This is a genomic window from Paenibacillus lentimorbus NRRL B-30488 (assembly GCF_000411595.1).
Taxonomy (GTDB): domain Bacteria; phylum Bacillota; class Bacilli; order Bacillales; family Bacillaceae; genus Bacillus; species Bacillus velezensis.
Genome location: NZ_ANAT01000023.1, coordinates 18,480 through 40,013 on the forward strand (window position 1 = coordinate 18,480; position 21,534 = coordinate 40,013).

19 protein-coding genes, 2 pseudogenes and 1 riboswitch are annotated in these 21,534 nt (G+C 49.3%); of the genes and pseudogenes, 17 read left to right on the forward strand and 4 right to left on the reverse strand.

All coding sequences use genetic code 11. The features are described 5' to 3' along the window. The first annotated feature begins 116 nt into the window (after positions 1-116). Positions 117-2,270 (forward strand): glycosyltransferase family 39 protein, encoded by a 2,154-nt coding sequence (locus tag D368_RS13030; RefSeq protein ID WP_128574861.1) that lies wholly within the window; start codon positions 117-119, stop codon positions 2,268-2,270. A gap of 11 nt (positions 2,271-2,281) precedes the next feature. Continuing rightward, positions 2,282-3,252 (forward strand): annotated as a pseudogene (locus D368_RS13035) (glycosyltransferase family 2 protein). A gap of 86 nt (positions 3,253-3,338) precedes the next feature. Here D368_RS13035 and D368_RS20195 read toward each other — a convergent pair. Together D368_RS20195 and htrA are read right to left on the reverse strand one after the other, a co-directional pair. Beyond that, positions 3,339-3,515, reverse strand: a complete 177-nt coding sequence (locus D368_RS20195; RefSeq protein WP_014417532.1) for a hypothetical protein — start codon at positions 3,513-3,515, stop codon at positions 3,339-3,341. A 100-nt stretch (positions 3,516-3,615) separates the two neighbouring features. Next, the gene (gene htrA, locus D368_RS13040) at positions 3,616-4,968 is read right to left on the reverse strand and encodes a serine protease HtrA (protein WP_032864178.1); all 1,353 of its coding nucleotides are present in this window, start codon (positions 4,966-4,968) and stop codon (positions 3,616-3,618) included. A gap of 284 nt (positions 4,969-5,252) precedes the next feature. Between htrA and D368_RS13045 the strand changes: the two genes are divergently transcribed. The 10 genes and pseudogenes from D368_RS13045 to D368_RS13090 all read left to right on the forward strand — a co-directional run bounded on the left by D368_RS13045 (position 5,253) and on the right by D368_RS13090 (position 16,335). Further along, positions 5,253-6,812: an MFS transporter gene (locus D368_RS13045; RefSeq protein WP_039251745.1), complete on the forward strand. Its 1,560-nt coding sequence runs from the start codon at positions 5,253-5,255 to the stop codon at positions 6,810-6,812. Positions 6,813-6,967: 155 nt separating this feature from the next. Continuing rightward, positions 6,968-7,792 carry a M55 family metallopeptidase gene (locus D368_RS13050; RefSeq protein ID WP_007407248.1) on the forward strand — a complete coding sequence of 275 codons (825 nt, stop codon included), beginning with the start codon at positions 6,968-6,970 and terminating at the stop codon, positions 7,790-7,792. Between the two features lie 14 nt (positions 7,793-7,806). Then, on the forward strand, positions 7,807-8,733 hold the full coding sequence (locus D368_RS13055) for an ABC transporter permease (RefSeq protein ID WP_014304864.1): 927 nt from the start codon (positions 7,807-7,809) through the stop codon (positions 8,731-8,733). A 5-nt stretch (positions 8,734-8,738) separates the two neighbouring features. Then, positions 8,739-9,686 carry an ABC transporter permease gene (locus D368_RS13060; RefSeq protein WP_003154782.1) on the forward strand — a complete coding sequence of 316 codons (948 nt, stop codon included), beginning with the start codon at positions 8,739-8,741 and terminating at the stop codon, positions 9,684-9,686. Positions 9,687-9,691: 5 nt separating this feature from the next. Further along, positions 9,692-10,720: an ABC transporter ATP-binding protein gene (locus D368_RS13065; RefSeq protein WP_128574862.1), complete on the forward strand. Its 1,029-nt coding sequence runs from the start codon at positions 9,692-9,694 to the stop codon at positions 10,718-10,720. Further along, positions 10,717-12,337, forward strand: a pseudogene (locus tag D368_RS13070) (peptide ABC transporter substrate-binding protein). Before D368_RS13065 ends, D368_RS13070 begins: the two are co-directional and overlap by 4 nt. Before the next feature lie 87 nt (positions 12,338-12,424). Beyond that, positions 12,425-13,360, forward strand: a complete 936-nt coding sequence (locus D368_RS13075) for a S66 peptidase family protein (RefSeq protein WP_102421831.1) — start codon at positions 12,425-12,427, stop codon at positions 13,358-13,360. 36 nt (positions 13,361-13,396) lie between these two features. Next, a complete protein-coding gene (locus D368_RS13080) occupies positions 13,397-14,464 on the forward strand; it encodes a dipeptide epimerase (protein ID WP_217365440.1) in 1,068 nt (355 codons plus the stop codon). After that, positions 14,461-15,360, forward strand: a complete 900-nt coding sequence (locus D368_RS13085) for an NlpC/P60 family protein (RefSeq protein WP_128574863.1) — start codon at positions 14,461-14,463, stop codon at positions 15,358-15,360. The genes D368_RS13080 and D368_RS13085 overlap by 4 nt, the downstream gene beginning before the upstream one ends. Positions 15,361-15,363: 3 nt before the next feature. Beyond that, positions 15,364-16,335 (forward strand): ABC transporter ATP-binding protein, encoded by a 972-nt coding sequence (locus D368_RS13090; protein WP_071391950.1) that lies wholly within the window; start codon positions 15,364-15,366, stop codon positions 16,333-16,335. A gap of 26 nt (positions 16,336-16,361) precedes the next feature. Here the strand turns inward: D368_RS13090 and D368_RS13095 are convergent, their stop codons facing one another. Further along, positions 16,362-17,411, reverse strand: a complete 1,050-nt coding sequence (locus D368_RS13095) for a lactonase family protein (protein ID WP_128574864.1) — start codon at positions 17,409-17,411, stop codon at positions 16,362-16,364. Between the two features lie 70 nt (positions 17,412-17,481). Further along, positions 17,482-18,342 (reverse strand): dimethylarginine dimethylaminohydrolase family protein, encoded by an 861-nt coding sequence (locus D368_RS13100; RefSeq protein WP_101562936.1) that lies wholly within the window; start codon positions 18,340-18,342, stop codon positions 17,482-17,484. Between the two features lie 188 nt (positions 18,343-18,530). Between D368_RS13100 and D368_RS13105 the strand changes: the two genes are divergently transcribed. From D368_RS13105 to purU, 5 genes are all read left to right on the forward strand, one after another. Then, positions 18,531-19,049 (forward strand): acyl-CoA thioesterase, encoded by a 519-nt coding sequence (locus D368_RS13105; protein WP_017417623.1) that lies wholly within the window; start codon positions 18,531-18,533, stop codon positions 19,047-19,049. A gap of 98 nt (positions 19,050-19,147) precedes the next feature. Beyond that, entirely contained in the window at positions 19,148-19,693 is a 546-nt protein-coding gene (locus D368_RS13110) for a GNAT family N-acetyltransferase (RefSeq protein ID WP_071391947.1), read from the forward strand. Between the two features lie 12 nt (positions 19,694-19,705). Further along, positions 19,706-19,814, forward strand: a riboswitch (guanidine-I (ykkC/yxkD leader). 66 nt (positions 19,815-19,880) lie between these two features. Continuing rightward, positions 19,881-20,219, forward strand: coding sequence for a DMT family transporter (locus D368_RS13115; RefSeq protein ID WP_071391946.1), 339 nt, complete (start codon positions 19,881-19,883; stop codon positions 20,217-20,219). Next, the gene (locus D368_RS13120) at positions 20,219-20,533 is read left to right on the forward strand and encodes a DMT family transporter (protein ID WP_060962981.1); all 315 of its coding nucleotides are present in this window, start codon (positions 20,219-20,221) and stop codon (positions 20,531-20,533) included. The genes D368_RS13115 and D368_RS13120 overlap by 1 nt, the downstream gene beginning before the upstream one ends. A 73-nt stretch (positions 20,534-20,606) precedes the next feature. Beyond that, on the forward strand, positions 20,607-21,509 hold the full coding sequence (purU, locus tag D368_RS13125; protein WP_017417625.1) for a formyltetrahydrofolate deformylase: 903 nt from the start codon (positions 20,607-20,609) through the stop codon (positions 21,507-21,509). Positions 21,510-21,534 lie beyond the last annotated feature (25 nt).

Here is a 21,534-nt window from a genome sequence, read left to right on the forward strand (position 1 = left end):
TGTCATTCTTTTTACCTATTTGTAAACGGCAAAATAATTGTCTTTGTTTATTAATAAATTTTTCACATTTGGTTGTTACACTTGTTCAAAGTTAAACAAAAGGAGTGAAAACACAGGTGAAAATGAAAAAACGCGAGATAGACGCGGTCTTAATCCTCATTTTACTCGCTTCCGCATTCTTGAATATGTACAACATCTGGAATGACGATACGGTGAATCCTTATTACACCGCAGCGGTAACGAGTATGCTTCAAAGCTTTCATAATTTCTTTTACGCTTCATTTGACGCAGCCGGATTTATCACGGTAGATAAACCGCCTGTTACATACCAGATTCAAACGATCAGCGCGCTGATATTCGGTATGCACGGGTGGAGCGTCATCCTGCCTCAGGCATTGGCGGGGGTAGGTTCAGTTCTATTCATGTACTTATTAATAAAGCCGACGTTCGGAAAAACGGCGGCGCGCATCGCTTCGTTTGTCATGGCGTGTACACCGATTGCTGTAGCCGTAGCGCGCACAAACAATGTTGATGCGTTGCTGGTCTTTTTCCTCTTGTTCGCCACATGGCTTCTCTTTAAAGCGATTCGAAAAGGAAAACTGATCTGGCTTTTGGCGGCATTTTTTGTCGTCGGAGTAGGCTTTAACACAAAAATGCTTCAGGCTTATATGATCTTACCGGCCTTCTTGCTGTTCTATATGATGGCGGCAAATACCACGATTAAGAAAAAAATCATTTCACTGGTAAGCGCGCTGGCCGTATTAGCAGCCGTTTCATTGTCATGGCCGCTCATTGTTGACAATATTCCTGCCGGCAAAAGGCCATATGTCGGAAGCAGCCAGACAAACTCCGTATTGGAATTGGCTTTCGGATATAACGGGATTCAGCGGCTGACGGGGCAAAGTTCCGCCGGCCAGGGCGGGCCCGACGGAAACGCATCGAAAGAGATGTCTTCTTCCGGCGGTTCTTCACAAATGCAAAAACCGCCTGGACAGTCTTCAAGCAGCAGTTCATCAAGCGGAGACAAATCACAAACCGGCAGTATGACGGCACCTCCATCTAACGGCCAAATGCCAAGCGGCGGTCAAGGAGGCCCTCCAAGCGGCGGAGACGGCGGCAAAGGCGGTCCTGGCGGAGGAAAAAGCGGTACAGGCACCGGCTCGAAAATGCAGTCAGGGTCAGGAATGTTCGGTACGGGAACACCCGGTCCGCTGAGACTCTTCCAACAAGAATTATCCGATCAGATCAGCTGGCTCCTGCCGTTTGCGATTTTTGGATTGGCCGGTTTAGTGATCGCCGGGGCGAGAGAAAGAAGAAGATTATCTGCAGAACAGAAGGAAACGATCTTTTGGGCAGCGTGGCTTGTGCCGATTGCCGGATTCTTCAGTGTGGCGGAATTTTTCCACCATTATTATCTCATTATGCTGGCGCCTCCAATCGCTGCTCTTACCGGTGCGGGATGGGTCGCCCTCGTTCATCTGTACCGCGAGCAAACAGGCTGGAAAACTTGGCTTCTGCCGGCCGCTATTTTTGTGACAACCGGATTTGAGCTGTTTATCCTTAGAAACTACAATGATCAAATCGGCGCGGGCTGGAGCATCGGAGCAGGTGTTATCGGCGCAGTGGCTGCAATCGCCCTGTTCGTGTTCAAACAGCGTCAAAAACCGCTCAGTTACTATGTTTCACTTGCAGCCCTTCTCGTCTTGATGGGGATGCCGATTTATTGGGCGAGCACACCGCTTCTGTACGGAGGCAACAGCTCATTGCCTGAAACAGGCCCTCAGCTTGCGTCAGCAAGCGGAAAAGGCATGGGAATGGATAACGCATCTGTCAATACAAAACTGATCAACTATTTAGAGAAGCATAACGCCGGAGCAGACTATCTATTTGCTACAACCGATTCCAACACAGCGGCGCCTTACATTATAAAAACGAAAAAAGCGGTCATGGCGATCGGCGGATTCAGCGGGTCTGACCCGGCCATTACGCTGACTCAATTTAAAAAGCTCGTAAAAGAAGGGAAAGTAAAATACTTCTTAACATCCGGAATGGGCAAAGGCGGAAACAACGATATTGTTGAATGGGTTGAGAAAAACGGAAAGAAAGTATCTTCAGACAAATGGCAATCAAGCACAGATCAGAAAACGAAAAATCATGATGCAGCTGATACAAAAAGCAGCAAGGTCGCGGGTAAAAACAGCCGGATGAGCGGCGGGCCGGGCGGAATGAATCAGTCAGCTTCACTATACGAACTTCAATCTGATGAATAGGAGGAAAAAACATGAGCAGACATATTCAATATTCAATAGTCGTCCCGGTTTATAACGAAGAACTCGTCATTCAGACAACCTATCAGCGCCTGAAAGAAGTCATGGATCAAACAAAAGAGCATTATGAATTGATCTTTGTTAATGATGGAAGCAAAGACCGCAGTATTGAGATTTTAAGAGAGCAAAGTCTGATTGATCCGAGAGTGAAAATTATTGATTTTTCCAGAAACTTCGGACATCAGATCGCGATCACAGCGGGCATGGATTATGCAGAGGGGAATGCAATCGCCGTCATTGACGCCGATTTGCAGGATCCTCCTGAATTAATCCTTGATATGATTGAGCAGTGGAAAGAAGGCTACGATGTGGTGTACGCCGTCAGAACGAAACGAAAGGGAGAAACCTTTTTCAAGAAACAGACGGCCTCTCTGTTTTACCGGCTGCTGCGGAGCGTGACTGATATTGATATTCCGCTCGACACCGGAGATTTCCGCCTGCTGGACAGAAAAGTCTGTGATGAGATGAAAAGATTAAAAGAAAAAAACCCTTTTGTCAGAGGACTCGTCAGCTGGGTCGGCTTTAAGCAGACTGCTGTAGAATATGAACGAGATGAGCGGCTTGCGGGGGAAACGAAATACCCGCTTAAAAAATGCTGAAGCTTTCCATGGACGGGATCACAACGTTCTCTCATAAACCGCTCAAGGCGGCAAGCTATGCGGGAATGCTCATGTCCGGAGCGGGTTTTCTCTATATGTTTATCGTTTTATACATGAAGCTTTTTACAGACAGCACCATTACGGGCTGGTCCTCTCTGATTGTGATACAGCTGTTATTCAGCGGCATCGTTCTATTAATGCTCGGAATGATCGGCGAATATATCGGAAGGATTTATGACGAAGCAAAAGACCGTCCGCTCTATATCGTGCAAAAAGCGTACGGTATGAAAAACGAAAAGATTTATCGGGACCAGCATATGTCTTAACAAACACCCTGTCCGGCCAGCGGACAGGGTGTTTTTATGTAAAATAAAAACCGCGGGATGACAGAATGTCCCGCGGCTTTTTTCATTCATCTGCGGCCGGTCTGGGTGTGCAGAGAGCGCATGATCAGTCCGGTTCCCGAAAGGTTCAGTAAAATGCTTGCACCAAGCGTCATTCCCCAAGCAGCATTTTGCTGAGGAAGCTGAATGCTCAGCTGCAGCAAGATCAGGCCGGTAACGACCAGCAAAAGTCCGGTTTGTTTCATGTGTATGTATCCTCCTTTGTACACTGAGTCATACGGCTGATCTAGGCCTAAAGTTTCAGCTGTATATAAAAAAATCCAAGGCGGCTGCCTTGGATTTTTGTTAAGAAGAGGTTTCTTCTTTTTGAGTCAGTTTCATTTTTTTCGTCATTTCCTTGCCGTTTCTGATAATCTTCACGTCAACGGTGCTGCCGACTTTCGTATTCTTGTAGAGAATATTGCGAAGTTCGCTGCCCGTGTCAGTTTCTTTCCCTTTTAAGCTGATAATGATGTCTTCTGCTTTTAATCCGGCTTTGGCAGCAGGGGATCCCTGCGCCACTTCGCGAATGTAAACCCCTTTATTCAGCTGTTTGCCGAAGAGGCCGAGTGTGCCTTCCTGATAGTTTTGCGGCACTTGTTCCAAGTCGATCATGCTCACGCCGATATAAGGGCGCTCCACCTGTCCTTTCGTGAGAAGCTCTTCGGCGATCGGTTTTACATCGTTGCTCGGAATGGCAAAGCCGATGCCTTCTACATCATTTTCGCTGATTTTCATGCTGTTGATGCCGATGATTTTGCCGTCTGTATTCAAGAGCGGTCCGCCGCTGTTTCCGGGATTGATGGCGGCATCGGTTTGGATGACGTTGATGCTTGACTCACCGGCTGACGTGGAGATCGAGACGGTTCTGTTTAAGCCGCTCACGATGCCCTGTGTGACGGTGCGGGAAAGGTCTTTTCCGAGCGGATCACCGATGGCGATGACGGATTCACCCGTTCTGAGAGCGGATGAGCTGCCGAAGCTTGCCGTTTTTGTTACGTGTTTATCACTGATTTCTAAAACGGCCAAGTCTGTCAGAGAGTCGCTGCCGACGAGTTTAGCTGTTACATCGGTGCCGTCATATAATGACACTTTAAGGGAAGAGGCACCTTCGACCACGTGGTTATTCGTAATGATATACGCTTTGCCGTTTGCTTTCTTAAAAATAACGCCTGAACCCGATCCCGTTTCCGCATCATCACCCGACGAATTAGAGTTTGAATCCGAGCTTGATCCGAATCCGAATAAATCGGAACTGCTTTGCTGCTTTTGCAGATTGGTGATTCCGACAATCGCCGGTGAAATGTCTTCCACCATATTCGAAATGCTGCTTGAATTTGCCGATGAGCTGTTTGCCGATTTGCCGCTGCCGGATTCAGAAGATGTCTGCTTAGCGGTTACCGATGACGTTTCCTGAGCGGGAGCCGGATTGGAAGTATCTTGAGTCTGATGGTCTCCAAGCGGCGTAAATGTATAGATGCCGAGGGCGAGCCCTCCGCCGATCACTCCGCCGAGAAGCGGTCTGAACCAGCCGAAGCTTCGTTTTTTCTTGTCCTCGTCCGGCGCGGAATATCCGGCCGGCTGCGGGTGTTCTTTTACTAAAAGGACTTCCTGTTCTTTTTGGTCTGTCCGATTTTCATCACGATAGTTATCCATCATGTTCACTCCGTTTCTCTATTTCATCATAGCATGATTTGCCTATTATTACTGACTCCATCTTAAACAAAAAGTGTGGGATAATAATGAAAAGATTGTGGGAAATTGTGAAAAAGACGAAATCGGACGGCGGCGCTTTATATTGACAATTTCCATCGGATTTGAAATAATAATGAGATATTATGTTCAATCCTTCACATGAAAAGATATGAAAAAATTCTGTCAAGCTAATGGGGGAAATCTGTTAGCTTTTTCACTTTGTCAAATAGTAAGAAAGGAGCTGTCAAATGAAAGAAAAACATCACTGGATCATTTCTCTGCTTGCTGTGCTGGCGGTCGGGCCGGGGCTGATGTCGAATACGGCTCTTTCGGCTGTCCAAAGCCTTGTCCGGCAGACGGTCGGCGGGGAAAACTTTGACTCTTTTCATCCGATTATTATCGGTAATATGGCATTTGCCTTATTCGTGCCGGCGGGGCCGTATTTAAGAAAAAGATTCGGCTCCCGGCCTGTCTATATGATTTCGATGGCCGCGGGTGTCATCGGAGCGCTGCTTGCTGCTGTGACAAATGATATTTATCCGCTCGCCGCGGGCCGTTTTTTACAGGGGGCTGCGGCGGGCACTATGCTGATGATTATGATTCCGATGCTGGTGCTTTCGTTTCCGATTGAACGCCGGAATTACGCATTATTTGTGTTAATCGGCGGATTTTACGGGTCCGTCATTATGGGGACCGTTTTAGGCACGGCGGCGGCAAGCGCCGGCCACTGGCATTGGCTGTTCGGCATTTTTGGCCTGCTGTCTTTTTTCGGCCTCATTTTCAGTTATATGTGGCTGAGGGATGACGCTCATAAAAATACTGAAAAATCTCCATTTGACGGCATCGGTTTTCTGTTAGCGGGTGTATCAGCCGTGCTGACCGCCTATACATTTATTCATCTGCCGAAATGGGGCTTTTCATCATGGCAGACATTGGCGGGATTTGGAGGAAGCATCGTCATTCTCCTGATCTTGCTGATCATGCAGTACAGAAACGAACATGCGCTGATTTCGATTAAACTTATGCTGATTCCAAAGCCGATTTTGGGTGTTTTCATGATCGCTGCGGGCAGTATTTCCATAGCGGTCAGTCTTTCTGCATTTCACGGGGAGCTTCAGACCGCATATCACATGTCACAAACTCAACAGATATTCCTATATGCATGCCTTTTGGGAGGCGTGGCCATCGCCGCTGTTATCAGTGCATTAGCATATGATAAAGTCGGTCCGGGCATGCTCGGCATAACAGGCTCTGTTATACTGGTGTTCGTGAATTTCCAATGGATGACGGCGGATCATCATATACCCCTTATTCTATTTGCGGGGCTTTTCGTGATGCTGGCGGCCGGGACAGGGCTTATCGTGGCAGCCGGACTGATGGGAGCCGCGTTGGGCGGACCGCTTCCGGAACTGGTGAAACGCATGACGGCCGTTCAGTTTTTGAGGCTGTTCATTTATATGGGCGCACCTGTTTTAATAGGGTATTTTACGAAAAGAGATGCTTCCGGCATGCTTCGGGGCGCGCGCGGCACACAATCGCCGCATGACCTGCTGATGGGGACATACAGCGATTTGTTTCTTATTGCTTTCATCTTAAGCTTGCTTTTAGTGTGTTTATCATTTGTCATGAATGCGACCGGCATGGGACATAAGCTGGCGCATAAACCGCATGCCGTCTGTAAGCAGGCGGCTGAAGAGCCTTCGCCGCAGACTCCTGGACCGATCAGGCATCAGGTCATTCCCGATCGCGAATACAGAAGTGCGGTCAGACAGTTTCGGGGTCACCCTATAAACAAAAACGGTATGTAACTTTTTCTACCAGCAAACCCTTTTCCCGGTGAAAAGGGTTTGTTTTTTCCCATAATGGCAGAATGGTATATTGCATGTTTCATCCTTTTTTAATATAATTTGTTAGAATATTCATAATTTAATATCGAAATTTTAAGTAAAAAAGGAGGCATTACATGAAACTGTATCTATCTGTGGATATGGAAGGGATTTCCGGACTGCCTGATGAAACATTTGTCAATTCCCGCATGCACAATTATGAGCGCGGCAGGGTTCTGATGACCGAAGAAGCAAACTGGTGCATCGCAGAAGCGTTTAATAACGGATGCACGGAAGTGACCGTGAATGACAGCCACTCAAAGATGAATAATCTGCTCGCGGAAAAACTTCACCCTGAGGCAGAGCTGATTACGGGGGATGTCAAGCCGTTTTCCATGATGCAGGGGCTTGATGAATCGTATTCAGGTGTGATGTTTATCGGCTATCATGCGAGAGCGTCGATGCCGGGCGTCATGTCGCACAGCATGATATTCGGCGTCCGCCACTTTTACATAAATGATAAGCCGGTCGGTGAACTGGGGTTAAATGCCTATCTCGCCGGATTTTACGATGTCCCGGTCATCATGGCTGCCGGAGATGATTGCGCCGCAAAAGAGGCGGAGGAGCTGATCCCGAATGTGACGACTGCCGCCGTCAAACAAACCATTTCAAGAACTGCGGTCAAATGCCTGTCCCCTCAAAAAGCCGGACGGCTCCTGACGGAAAAAACAGCCTATGCGCTCAAAAATAAAGATAAGGTCAAACCGCTGACTCCGCCTGAAAGACCTGTATTAGGCATTGAATTTGCCAATTACGGACAGGCTGAATGGGCCCATTTAATGCCGGGCACAGAAATCATCCCGGGAACGACAATCGTTCAATTTCAGGCAAAAGACATGCCGGAAGCCTATCAGGCCATGCTCGTCATGACAGAACTCGCCATGAGAACAACATTCTGTTAAAGGGGTGAACGGCATTGCTGCGGTATTTTATCAAACGTTTTATCGCCATGATGATGACCGTCCTCGTCATCACCACTCTGACATTTGTCATGATGAAAGTGATACCCGGCTCGCCTTTTAACGAAGAGCGGGGCACAAACGAAGCGGTCCAGCGAAATCTCGAATCCTACTACCATCTGAACGAACCTCTTATCACTCAATACGCCATCTATCTAAAATCCATTCTTACCTTTGATTTCGGTCCTTCAATCAAAAAACCGTCAGACAGTGTAAACGCCATGCTTGAACGCGGATTTCCCGTCTCCTTCGAGCTTGGGATAACGGCGATCATCATCGCTGTGATTTCCGGACTCGCGCTCGGCATAACGGCCGCTCTCAGGCGCGGCGGCTTTCTCGATTATGCGGCCATGAGCCTTGCGGTGCTCGGGATTTCCATTCCGAATTTTATAATGGCTACGCTGCTGATTCAGCAATTTGCGGTTCATCTGAAATGGTTTCCGGCAGCTACCTGGACGAGTCCCGTTCACATGGTTCTGCCGACTGTTGCGCTTGCCGTCGGTCCCATGGCCATTATCGCGCGGCTGACAAGATCAAGCATGGCCGAAGTGCTGACTCAGGATTACATCCGCACGGCAAAAGCAAAGGGGCTTTCTCCCGTCAAAATTGTGATCAAACACGCATTGAAAAACGCTCTTATGCCTGTTGTGACAGTGCTCGGGACGCTTGCCGCAAGTATTTTAACGGGCAGTTTCGTCATCGAGAAAATTTTTGCCATACCGGGAATGGGCAAATATTTCGTAGAAAGCATCAATCAGCGTGATTACCCGGTCATCATGGGAACGACCGTATTTTACAGTGTGATTCTGATCGTCCTGCTGTTTCTGGTTGATTTGGCATACGGCCTGTTAGATCCGCGCATAAAACTTCATAAGAAAGGGTGACCCTGATGAATCTCCCGCAAGAAACGGTAAAACACACAGAAGTGCCTGATGACTGGTTTCAGCCGGGCGCGGAAAGAAAGGGTGAAACCGAGTCGGTCAAGCGTCCGAGCCTGTCTTACAGTCAGGATGCGTGGCGGCGGCTTAAAAAGAACAAATTGGCGATGGCCGGACTTGTGATATTATGCTGCCTGTTTCTATCGGCTGTGTTCGGTCCGCTGATATCACCGCACAGCGTGACAAGGCAGACGCTCGCCGAGCAGAATCTTCCGCCGTCTTTTTCACACTGGTTCGGAACCGATGAACTTGGCCGGGACGTGTTTACAAGAACGTGGTACGGAGCGAGAATCTCTTTATTTGTCGGTGTGATGGCGGCACTGATCGACTTTTTGATCGGCGTTATCTACGGAGGCGTCGCGGGCTACAAAGGGGGCCGGACAGACAGCGCCATGATGAGAATCATCGAGGTTCTCTACGGATTGCCGTATCTGCTCGTTGTCATTTTGTTAATGGTGCTGATGGGGCCGGGGCTCAGTTCCATTATCGTCGCTCTGACCGTGACGGGATGGGTCGGCATGGCGCGGATTGTCAGAGGGCAGGTGCTGCGGATGAAGCATGATGAACACGTATTGGCTTCGAAAACGTTTGGAGCGAAAACATTTCGGATCATTAAGAAAAATCTGCTGCCGAATACGATGGGAGCCATTATTGTCCAAATGACGCTGACGGTGCCGGCGGCGATTTTTGCGGAATCATTTTTAAGTTTTCTCGGACTCGGCATTCAGGCGCCGTTTGCAAGCTGGGGAGTTATGGCAAATGACGGGCTGCCGGCGATTTTATCAGGCCATTGGTGGCGGCTGTTTTTTCCCGCTTTTTTCATTTCCTTAACGATGTACGCGTTTAACGTGCTTGGAGACGGCTTGCAGGACGCGTTAGACCCGAAACTGAGGAGGTAGGAAAAATGGCGCAGCAAGTTCTTTCCGTTCAAAATCTGCATGTTACTTTTTCAACATACGGAGGCACTGTAAAAGCCGTCAGAGGCGTCAGCTTCGATTTATATAAAGGTGAAACGTTTGCGATCGTCGGTGAATCGGGATGCGGAAAAAGCGTGACGTCACAAGCCGTGATGGGTCTTCTTCCGAAACATTCGGCAAAGATTGAATCCGGAAGCATACAATTTAAACAGAAAGACCTTTGCCGAATGTCGGATCGGGAAATGCGGGGAATCCGGGGGCGCGATATTTCTATGATCTTTCAGGACCCGATGACGGCGCTCAACCCGACTTTGACCATAGGGAATCAGCTTTCAGAAGCGCTGTTGGAACACCGCGCCATGACAAGAAAACAAGCTGAATCCGAGGTTCTTGCCATGCTGGATCTGGTCGGTATCCCGGACTCGAAATCCCGCCTGAAGCAGTACCCCCACCAATTAAGCGGGGGCATGCGGCAGCGGATCGTGATCGCGATGGCTCTGATCTGCGAGCCGGAAATTATGATCGCCGATGAACCGACAACGGCTCTTGATGTGACGATTCAAGCACAAATCCTTGAATTATTTAAGAAGATTCAAAGAAAAACAGGCGTGTCTATTATTCTGATCACGCATGATCTCGGCGTTGTCGCTCAGACCGCCGACAGAGTCGCCGTCATGTATGCGGGGAAAATCGCCGAAATCGGCACGAGGCATGATATTTTCTACCGTCCGGTTCATCCATACACAAAGGGGCTGCTTCGTTCAGTGCCGCGGCTGGATATGGAGGATAGTGAGCTTTCGCCGATTGACGGGACGCCGCCTGATTTATTCGATCCGCCGCCGGGCTGCCCGTTTGCCGCCCGCTGCCCGGACAGGATGATCGTCTGTGAAAAGGTATACCCGGCAACAACCGTGAAATCCAAAAGCCATATCGTCAACTGCTGGCTTCAGGATCACCGTGCAGAGCGGCTGAAGCAGCAGCTGACGGCAGCAGAGGAAAAAGGGGGATTGAAATGAAAAAGAGATGGGCGATCGGTGTGATTGCTGTTGTTTCGTTTGCTCTGATGGGCTGTACAGCCAATGAACAGGCGGGGACAGAACCCGGCAAAGCAAAAGAACAGGGGGGTGAGACGGTGCTGCGGCTCAATAACGAAAATGAGCCGACCTCACTTGATCCGCCGATCGGATTTAATAATGTTTCCTGGCAGCCGCTGAATAACATCATGGAAGGATTGACGAGGCTCGGAAAAGATAATAAGCCCGAACCGGCCATGGCGGAAAGCTGGAAGGTGTCCGCTGATAAGCTGACATATACCTTCAATATCCGTGATAACGCCGAATGGACAAATGGCGATCCCGTCACGGCGGAAGACTTCGTGTACGCCTGGAAGCGGATGCTCGATCCGAAAACGGGCGCATCTTCCGCTTTTCTCGGCTATATGATCAAAGGCGGAGAAGAATTTAACAGCGGAAAAGGCAAACAAGAAGACGTGAAAGTCACGGCAAAGGATAAAAAAACGCTTGTCGTCACATTGGCGGCCCCGCAGGATTATTTTTTGAGCGTCGTGTCCAATCCGGCGTATTTCCCGATTAATGAGAAGGTCGCCAAGGCTGATCCGAGATGGTTCACTGAAGCAAAAACTTTTGTCGGCAACGGGCCGTTCAAACTGACGGAATGGAAGCATGACGACAGCATGACGATGGTCAAAAACGAGACGTATTGGGATAAAAAGACGGTAAAACTGGATAAAGTGACATGGGCGATGGTCAGTGACCGGAATACCGACTATCAGATGTTCCAGTCGGGGGATTTGGATACCGCCTTTGTGCCGGCAGAGCTGAGCGAGCAGCTGATGGGAGGAAAAAATGTCCGCACGTGGGATCAGGCCGGACTCTATTTCTATCGTTTTAACGTTAAAATGGAGCCGTTTCAAAATGAAAAGATCAGAAAAGCGTTCGCGGCAGCGATTGACCAGAAAGAAATCACGGATTATGTGACCAAAAACAGTGAAAAGCCGGCACATGCCTTTGTATCCCCGGGATTTACTCAGCCTGACGGGAAAGATTTCCGCGAAGCGGGCGGCAGTTTACTAACTCCGGATGAATCAGAAGCCAAAAAAACTGCTGGAAAAAGGCATGGCAGAAGAGCATTATGACAAGCTGCCCGCCGTTACATTGACATACAGCACAAAACCGGAGCATAAGAAAATAGCGGAAGCGATTCAGCAGAAGCTCAAAAGTGTGCTCGGTATAGACGTTAAGCTCGCCAATATGGAATGGAACGTCTTTTTAGAAGAGCAGAAAGGACTGAAGTTCCAGTTCTCTCAAAGCTCATTTTTACCGGATTACGCAGATCCGATCAGTTTTCTGGAGGCTTTCCAAACGGATAATTCCATGAACCGCACCGGCTGGGGCAGCGCGGCATACGACGGCTGCATCAAGCAGGCAAAACAGGAAGCCGATGCCAAAAAACGTTTTGCGCTCATGCATAAAGCGGAAAAGCTGCTCATGAACGAGGCTCCGATCATTCCGATTTACTTTTACAATCAGGTGCATCTGCAGAACAGCGGTGTGAAGGGCATTGTCCGGCACCCCGTCGGTTACATTGATCTGAAATGGGCGGAAAAGTCCTGATCTTACAGCGGAAACATATGCCGCTCTTTTGCCGTTAAAGGAGCGGCGTGTTTCACTTTTCAATCCGGAAAGGAGATTGAAAAAGTCATGAACCATAAACCGAAAGCACTGCAAAAAGGCGACACGGTCGGTGTGATTGCGCCCGCAAGCCCGCCTGAGAGCGGGACGCTGCAAACCGCGCTGCTGTTTTTAGAGAATGAGCTTGGCCTTCAAGTGAAACTCGGCCGGGCGCTGAAGACCCGTCACGGCTATTTGGCGGGAGAAGACCGGGCGCGCCTCGATGATCTCCATGACATGTTTAGTGATCAGAATGTCAAAGCGGTGATATGCGCGTGCGGAGGCTTCGGCACGGGCCGCATTGCCGCCGACATCAATTTCGGCTTAATCCGCCGCAATCCGAAAATTTTCTGGGGATACAGCGATATTACGTTTTTACATACCGCCATTCATCAAAATACGGGGCTCGTCACATTTCACGGCCCGATGCTGAGCACGGATGTCGGGCTTGAAGATGCTGATCCCCTGACAAAAGCGTCGTATCATCAGCTTTTTACAGAAACGGAATTCACCTATACGGAGGACATTTCTCCGCTTGAGGTGCTGACAGGCGGAAGGGCCGAGGGAGAGCTTGCGGGCGGCAATCTGTCGCTCATTACATCCACACTCGGCACGCCGTTTGAAATTGATACGAAAGACAAATTGCTGTTTATCGAGGATATTGATGAGGAGCCGTATCAAATCGACAGGATGCTGAATCAATTAAAGATGGCCGGAAAACTGTCAGACGCAGCCGGAATACTGGTCTGTGATTTTCACCAATGCGAACCGAAGCATAAAGAAAAGTCGCTTACTTTAGAGCAAGTGCTGAACGATTACATTGTCAAATCAGGGAAGCCCGCGCTCAAAGGCTTTAAAATCGGCCATTGTTCACCGAGCTTCGCCGTTCCGATCGGAGCCCGCGCAGTTATGGATACGGCGGCCAAAGCGGTAACGATTGAATCGGGGGTTTCCGGAAGGGAGTGATCAGGCGTGAGGATTACAGATATTCAAACGGGACGGATGTCCGTGCCGCTGAAAAAGCCGTTTAAGACCGCTTTGCGCACGGTTTACAATGCTGAATCGGTCATTGTGAAGCTCACTTTTGACAACGGTCTGACCGGCTGGGGCGAGGCGCCGCCGACGGTTGTTATTACAGGCGACAGCACGGACGGTATTGAAAGCGCCGTCCGCGATGTGCTGAAGCCTGCTCTCTTGGGGCGGAGCCTTTCCGGCATGGAAGCTGTTTTGTATGATATCAGCCGGCTGTTGGAAAGAAATCAAAGCGCAAAAGCCGCGGTGGATATGGCTGTATATGACGGATGGGCGCAAATGCACGGACAGCCGCTTTACCGGCTTCTCGGAGGCTATCGGAATACACTGGAAACAGATTTTACCGTCAGCGTCAATTCTCCTGAGGAGATGGCGGGGGATGCAGACCGCTATGTGAACAAGGGATTTCATATTTTAAAGATAAAAGTCGGCATAGGTGACATATCGGACGATGTTGCCCGGATTCAGGCGATCAGATCACGTGTCGGCGGAAACGTCAAACTGAGATTGGACGCCAACCAAGGCTGGACGCCGAAAGAAGCCGTGACTGCGATCCGAAAGATGGAAGACGCCGGCCTCGGCATTGAGCTGGTCGAGCAGCCTGTTCATAAAGACGATATCGCCGGGCTGAAGCAGGTCACCGATGCCGTAGACACGCCGATTATGGCGGATGAGAGCGTCTTTACCCCCCGTCAGGCCTTTTGCGTGCTGCAGACGAGAAGCGCCGATTTAATCAATATTAAGCTGATGAAAGCGGGCGGCATAAAGCAGGCGGAAACAATCAATGCGATGGCCGAAACATGCGGCGTGGAATGCATGGTCGGCAGCATGATTGAGACCAAGCTCGGCATCACCGCCGCGGCTCATTTTGCCGCGGGCAAACGGAATGTGACAAGGTTTGATTTTGATGCGCCGCTTATGCTGAAAGATGATTTGATTAAAGGCGGCATCACATACAGCGGCAGTCAGATTACGATTCCCGATGAACCGGGTCTCGGCATTATCGGTGTGTCGATACAAGAGGAGGCGAAAAGATGAGAGCAGCCGTTACAGCGGCGGCAGCCAACGTATGGACGCTGCCGTCATCTCCCCGTTCGTATGATGCGCCGATGCTTGAAAACCCGCCGCAGATCAGAAAATGGTTAGCGTCTATGGGATATGAAGAGCGGCTGCAATTATGCACAGACAACCTTGTCCAAACGCAAGCGCTTTTCGGGGAAGAGGTGATCATTCTCAAAGAGGAAGGGGAATGGGCTTTTGTTGCCGTTCCCGGCCAGCCTTCAAACAAGGATGCGCGCGGATATCCGGGCTGGATGAAAAAAAGCCAGCTTTCAAAAGACGGCTTTTATACATCTTCCCCCGCCGTATGGATTACCAAACCGACAGCTTTTTTATATCACACAAACGGCGAACCGGACTTGGAAGTAAGTTTCTTAACGCGTCTTCCGGCATCAGGACGTGAGAACGGCTTTTTTCGGGTTGTGACGCCTCTCGGAGAACGGTTCGTAAATGAAGCTGACACAGACGAGTGCCGGCATACGGAAGGACGGGCAGCCGATGTCATCGAAACGGGCATGATGTTTCTCGGGCTTCCGTATTTATGGGGAGGACTGAGCGGTTTCGGGTTTGACTGTTCCGGGTTTATGTATTCGATATTTAAAGCAAACGGCTATACCCTTCCCCGTGATGCAAAGGACCAAGCAAAAGCCTGGTGCGGCGCGGCGGTAAACGATATCCGGCCGGCTGACCTTTTGTTTTTCGCCTATGGAGAAGGAAAAGGCGCGATTCACCATGTCGGTTTGGCGCTGGGAGACGGCCGAATGCTGCACTCCCCGAAAACGGGAAAAACAATCGAAGTGCTGTCTTTGGAAGGAACGATCTATGAAAAAGAATTATGCACCGTACGCCGCTGTATAAGCGAAAAGGGGGAATAGAAAATGACGGCATCTCCGCTCCTTGAAGTCAGCGGGCTGAAAATGCATTTTGACGCAGGAAGAAAGAAAGCCGTAAAAGCAGTCGACGGTGTCAGTTTTCACATTAAAAGAGGGGAAACATTCGGACTTGTCGGAGAATCGGGATGCGGTAAATCGACGCTCGGAAGAGTTATTCTCCGTCTGTATGACCCGACGGCCGGTTCGGTATCATATGAAGGGACGGATATACACCGTGCCGCGGCAGAACAGCGGTCGGTCTTCTTCCGCAAGCTGCAGATGATTTTCCAAGACCCTTACGCCTCGTTAAATCCGCGCCTGACCGTAAGGGAAATTATTTTAGAGCCGATGGAAATCCACAATCTTTACAATACAAGAAAAGCCCGTCTGATGATGGCGGATGAACTGCTTGAAGCTGTCGGGCTCCACCCGGATTTCGGCAGCCGGTATCCCCACGAATTCAGCGGCGGACAGAGGCAGAGAATCGGAATTGCCAGAGCGCTCTCTCTGCATCCTGAATTTATCGTGGCGGATGAGCCGATTTCCGCGCTGGATGTTTCGGTACAGGCTCAGGTCGTCAACCTTTTAAAAAGGCTTCAGAAAGAGAAAGGGCTGACATTTTTATTTATCGCCCACGATTTATCAATGGTCAAGCATATCAGCGACCGGATCGGCGTGATGTATTTGGGCCGCATGATGGAAATTACAGAAAGCGCTGCGCTTTACCGGGAACCGCTTCACCCTTATACGAAGGCGCTTTTATCCTCAATCCCGATTCCTGATCCGCTTCTTGAGGACAAGCGTGAACGGATTATTCTGAAAGGGGAGCTGCCGAGCCCCCTTAACCCGCCGAGCGGCTGTGTATTCAGGACGCGGTGTCCTGAAGCGATGGAGCTCTGCGGTAAGATAACGCCTGAGCTTGAAGAAGTGAAGGCGGGGCGTTTTGTCGCCTGCCATTTATACAAAAAAGAAAGCTGACAATATAATGTCAGCTTTCTTTTTGATTAAACCTGATGCAGAAATGACACGCAGACCGGATACGGAACCGGAATGTCAGATTGAAGCAGAGTCAATTTGCCTGTTTCCGGATCGCGTTCAAACAAAACCAGATTTCCCGTTTCTTCGTTTGACGCGACAAGGAATGTCTCGGAAGGGTCAAACGTGAAATCACGCGGCCAGTTGCCTTCTGTCGGCACCCATTCAATAAGAGACAATTCACCGGAATATTGGTTGATCTTAAAGATGGCGATGCTGTCATGTCCGCGGTTGGCGGCATAAAGAAATCTGCCGTCTTTAGATATGCGGATCGCGCTGCCCTGCGATTTGTCCGTAAAGCCTTCAGGCAAAGCGGAAATGACCTGCAGCTCTCTGAATTCACCTAAGGTCGGGTTGTATTCAAGCGCGATGACTTCATTGCTGATTTCCGTCATGACATAGGCGTATTTTTCCGCCGGATGGAAAACAATGTGGCGCGGCCCTGAACCCGGTGCGAAAGAGTGAGTTTTCACCTCTGTGAGCGAACCGTTTTTCATTTGGTACGTATACAGCGTATCCGTCCCTAAATCGACGGCTGCAATGTAGTTATGCTCAGGTGTATAGCCTGCGAAATGGGTATGCGGTTTCTCTTGTCTTTCATGAGGACCTGTTCCCGTATGAGCGGCTTCGGCAGCCGGCTCCTGCAGACTTCCGTCCTCATTGACGGGAAAGGCTTGCACTTTTCCGCTGTGGTAATTAGCGGTTAACACATATTCATGTTTATCATCAATGCTGACGTGGCATGGAGACGGGCCTTCAATCAGCTGGTGGTTTACAAACGTTAATTCCCCGCTGTTCTGATGAATCTGATAGGCTGCGACGCCGCCTTTTCCGTCTGCCTTTTCAATGGAATACAGCATGCTGTTATCAGAATTCGGAGTGACGTATGTCGGGTTGCCGAGCTTTGCTGCCAGCTTCGGCCGGCTGAGCCTTTTCGCTTCTGTATCAAGTTCAAAACAATAAATGCCTTCGCTTCCGCCTTTTGTATATGTTCCCGCGTATCCTATGTACTTAGCCATTCGGTTTCCCCCTTTTGAGTCTTGTCTTCTCTATATTAACGTATCTTGAAGGAAACTGCCTTGTAAATGTTTAAGATGTTCTGACAAGCGGCAAGGTGCAGCAGCGGAAGGAACCGCCTGATTTGATAATTTCGGAAAACTCGGTTTCGATGACCGTATAACCTCTTTTTCTGAGCTCGCGGTTCGTATGACGGTGCTGCGGCAGGCTGATAATTGTCTGATTGCCGATTGACAGGATATTCGGGCCGAGCGTGAATTGCTCTTCTTCAGGCACTTCTATCATCTCAAAACGTTCGGCGAGAAGATCAATTTCTTTCTGCCGCAAGCCATTTTTGCAGTATAGCGCTTCCGTTTCCGAGATCATATTAAATACACAGTCCAAATGTAAGAAATTCTCCTTGAGAGGGATCGGCACAACCGTCATCTCCGGCAGCGCCTCCCGCAGCTCCCGGACAGCCTCTTTATCAGTGCGCTTGCTCAGCCCGGCGTAAACGGTGCCGTCTGCGATCAAGATGTCGCCGCCTTCAATGTTCGCTTTTTTCAGTCGCGTATAAGGGATTTTCTTATCGTCAAGCAGGTCTTGAAACACTTTTTCTTCTCCCTGCCGGACTGAAGCCGCCATGTTTGAAATAAACGCCGTCTCGCCTAATACAAATCCGATATCCCGGGTGAATACCTGCTCAGGCAATGCGGGATCGGCAGGCAGCAGGACGACTTCAATCTGATGAGATCTTAAAATGTCAATAAACTCACTATGCTGTTTGAGGGCAACGGGTATGTTAATATTTTCTTGTTTGAAATGTTTCTGCGTTCCGTTAATAATATCTTTGATGGTCATGTGTTCCGGCCGGCATAAGATGACTGTCTGTAAAGCATCAAACTCACTGCGGCAAGCCGGTTTCCGCGTGGATTTGGGAATGGATACGTCCATGTGATATCCTCCTATCGGTATTCAATGTGCGTTTATTATTCCCGGATGTGATAAATAATGAAACATTTCTGATAGAATATCTAACCAACTTAATATTTAAAATTTTAGACAAAACGATCAAAGTATTGTTTAATAGGGTACAGATGAAATGTCAAAACGACCAGACACCAAAGGGGAGTTTAAATAATATGAAGTTGCCAGAATCAAGATTTTGCAAAGAAACAAGGGTTGTTAAAACAAGCAGGGTTTTTCCGCTTGATACGAATAATCACAATACGCTGTTTGGCGGAAAGCTGATGAGCTACATTGATGATATCGCTTCAATTTCCGCGGCCCGCCACTGCCGGTGTGAAACAGTCACGGCCTCAATGGATTCTGTAGATTTTTTGCGCCCGATCGGCCAACAGGATTCCGTATGTCTTGAATCCTACGTCACGTGGGTCGGCACATCGTCTATGGAGGTGTTTGTCAAAGTCATTAAAGAACATCTGATGACGGGTGAACGCGAGCTTGCGGCAACGTCGTTTCTGACATTCGTCGCGCTCGATTCAAATGGGAAATCGGTGCGCGTTCCGCGAATCGTGCCGGAAACCGAGGAAGAAATCATGCTTCACAATACGGCCGTACAGCGCGCCGGAGAACGAAAAAACCGCTTAAAACACAGCAAGGCCCTGGCCGAGGCGCTCGGAACAGATAAGCCTTGGTAATCGTCAAACCGCTTTTTTAAAAAGCGGTTTTTTTTGCTGAAAAAGGACTTTTCCTGCCGGATCCATAATCTATTACAGGGAAAGGAGACGTGGCGTGCATGATGAAACATAAGTCTTCCGGCACCATCCTGACAACCGGGCGTATCCGTCTGCGGACTATGCGGGATGACGATGAAGACAATTTGTACGGGCTGTTTACCGACAGAGAGGTCATGAAATATTATCCTTCTCTTAAAAGCAGACGGGAAACGAAGGAATGGATTGCCTGGAACAAACGATTGGCCGCAGGATACGGCGTCAGTCTTTGGATCGCAGAGGATAAAGTGTCGGGTGCATTTCTCGGTCAATGCGGAATCGTTCCGCAGACGATAAGCGGAAACACTTTGATGGAAATCGGCTATATGTTTGCCCGCCGCCGCTGGGGCTGCGGCTATGCGACAGAGGCGGTGAACGCCTGTCTGGATTACGGTTTTCATACGCAGCAATACGGACGCATAGCGGCGCTGATTGATCCGGAAAACGCTGCCTCCGTCCGCGTCGCGGAAAAAATCGGCATGGTGCCCGGTGAGACCGTTACCAAATGGGGGAGGCGGCTGACGGTATTTGACATCACATCTGACGTTGAACGTTTCGGCGAAATGTAGTATGATACGAACAGACATGTTTTCTAGGGTTCCGCATGTTCATACATGGCCTGGTCCGAGAGAAAACACATATGCGGACATATCCCGCATATGCACACGGAGGGAAAAAAGCCCGGGAGAGTCAATCTCATGTGAGACGACTATTCCGGGCTTTTTGTATTGTCCGGAAACAGAAAGGATGAAGAACATGAAATGGGGTTTAGTGGTCATAGCGGCCGTATTTGAAGTGGTATGGGTCACCGGCCTGAAACATGCTGATTCAGCACTGACGTGGAGCGGTACGATTACGGGAATCATCATCAGTTTTTATCTATTAATCAAGGCGACAGACAGCCTGCCCGTAGGAACGGTATATGCGGTCTTTACCGGACTCGGAACAGCAGGCACCGTGCTCAGTGAAATCCTGCTTTTCAAAGAACAGGCCGATCCGGTGAAAATCGTGCTGATCGGCGTTTTGCTGATCGGCGTCATCGGATTAAAGCTGGTCACACAGGATAAGCCTGAGACGAAGGAGGAGAAGGCGTAATGCATTGGATCAGCCTGATAGCCGCGGGTCTTTGTGAAATGCTCGGGGTCATTTTAATGAATCAATTTCAAAAAGAAAAGAAAGTCAAGTGGATTCTCTTCATAATCGTCGGATTTGCGGCTTCTTTTTCCCTGCTTTCTTATGCGATGGAGACGATTGCGATGGGCACGGCCTATGCGATCTGGACTGGTATCGGCACGGCGGGCGGCGCTTTAGCCGGCATTCTTTTCTACGGCGAGCAGAAGGATGCGAAGCGCATCTTTTTCATTGCGCTTATTTTGTGCGCAGCCGCAGGGCTGAAAATTCTTTCGTAAATTGATTTTTATCAAATTTTCAGTATAATCTATAATAAGTTACGAATTATGAAGATACGAGGGATTAAAACAGATGAATTCATATATGACACAGCGGCTGAAAGAATACCGCCGCGGGAATGAGGAAAAAGGGCGCCTGCTTGTCAGCTGCCCCGATCAGCCGGGAATTGTATCGGCTGTGTCCGCGTTTTTGTTTGAACACGGCGCGAATATTATTGAATCAAATCAATATACGACTGACCCTGAAGGCGGACGTTTTTTTCTCAGGATTGAATTCGACTGCAAGGGCATTCGTGAGAAAAAAGAGGATTTAAAGCAGGCGTTCGCCTCAATCGCCCAGACATTCGGCATGACATGGAGCCTCTCTCTGGCAAGTGAGCTGAAGCGAGTGGCGATCTTTGTATCCAAAGAGCTGCACTGCCTTCATGAACTCATTTGGGAATGGCAAAGCGGCAATATGATGGCCGAAATTGCGGTCGTCATCAGCAACCATGAAGAGGCGAAAGAAGTGGTCGAGCCGCTGAATATTCCGTTCCATTACATGAAAGCTAACAAAGACATCCGCGCCGAAGTGGAGCGGCGCCAGCTTGAGCTGCTGGAGCGGTATAAGATTGATGTGATCGTTCTGGCCCGCTACATGCAGATTTTGACGTCTGATTTTGTATCTGCCCATCCGAATCGGATTATTAACATCCACCATTCATTCCTGCCGGCCTTTATCGGCGCTAATCCGTATAAACGGGCTTATGAGCGCGGAGTGAAATTAATCGGCGCGACCTCTCACTATGTGACGGACGATCTTGACGAAGGGCCGATTATTGAACAGGATATTGAACGCGTCGATCACAGAGATCACGCAGAGGATCTGAAGAATATCGGCAGAACGATTGAGCGGAGCGTGTTGGCAAGAGCCGTAAAATGGCATCTGGAAGACCGCGTCATCGTTCACGGAAACAAAACGATCGTATTTAATTAATGACGGTCCGCCGGGGAGGCGGGCT

Excerpts from the sequence above, each read along its gene's own strand:
- D368_RS20195 (WP_014417532.1), bottom strand. The coding sequence starts at position 3,515 with ATGAAACAAACCGGACTTTTGCTGGTCGTTACCGGCCTGATCTTGCTG.
- htrA (WP_032864178.1), bottom strand. The coding sequence starts at position 4,968 with ATGATGGATAACTATCGTGATGAAAATCGGACAGACCAAAAAGAACAG.
- D368_RS13045 (WP_039251745.1), top strand. The coding sequence starts at position 5,253 with ATGAAAGAAAAACATCACTGGATCATTTCTCTGCTTGCTGTGCTGGCG.
- D368_RS13050 (WP_007407248.1), top strand. The coding sequence starts at position 6,968 with ATGAAACTGTATCTATCTGTGGATATGGAAGGGATTTCCGGACTGCCT.
- D368_RS13060 (WP_003154782.1), top strand. The coding sequence starts at position 8,739 with ATGAATCTCCCGCAAGAAACGGTAAAACACACAGAAGTGCCTGATGAC.
- D368_RS13065 (WP_128574862.1), top strand. The coding sequence starts at position 9,692 with ATGGCGCAGCAAGTTCTTTCCGTTCAAAATCTGCATGTTACTTTTTCA.
- D368_RS13075 (WP_102421831.1), top strand. The coding sequence starts at position 12,425 with ATGAACCATAAACCGAAAGCACTGCAAAAAGGCGACACGGTCGGTGTG.
- D368_RS13080 (WP_217365440.1), top strand. The coding sequence starts at position 13,397 with ATGTCCGTGCCGCTGAAAAAGCCGTTTAAGACCGCTTTGCGCACGGTT.
- D368_RS13085 (WP_128574863.1), top strand. The coding sequence starts at position 14,461 with ATGAGAGCAGCCGTTACAGCGGCGGCAGCCAACGTATGGACGCTGCCG.
- D368_RS13090 (WP_071391950.1), top strand. The coding sequence starts at position 15,364 with ATGACGGCATCTCCGCTCCTTGAAGTCAGCGGGCTGAAAATGCATTTT.
- D368_RS13095 (WP_128574864.1), bottom strand. The coding sequence starts at position 17,411 with ATGGCTAAGTACATAGGATACGCGGGAACATATACAAAAGGCGGAAGC.
- D368_RS13100 (WP_101562936.1), bottom strand. The coding sequence starts at position 18,342 with ATGGACGTATCCATTCCCAAATCCACGCGGAAACCGGCTTGCCGCAGT.
- D368_RS13105 (WP_017417623.1), top strand. The coding sequence starts at position 18,531 with ATGAAGTTGCCAGAATCAAGATTTTGCAAAGAAACAAGGGTTGTTAAA.
- D368_RS13110 (WP_071391947.1), top strand. The coding sequence starts at position 19,148 with ATGATGAAACATAAGTCTTCCGGCACCATCCTGACAACCGGGCGTATC.
- D368_RS13115 (WP_071391946.1), top strand. The coding sequence starts at position 19,881 with ATGAAATGGGGTTTAGTGGTCATAGCGGCCGTATTTGAAGTGGTATGG.
- D368_RS13120 (WP_060962981.1), top strand. The coding sequence starts at position 20,219 with ATGCATTGGATCAGCCTGATAGCCGCGGGTCTTTGTGAAATGCTCGGG.
- purU (WP_017417625.1), top strand. The coding sequence starts at position 20,607 with ATGAATTCATATATGACACAGCGGCTGAAAGAATACCGCCGCGGGAAT.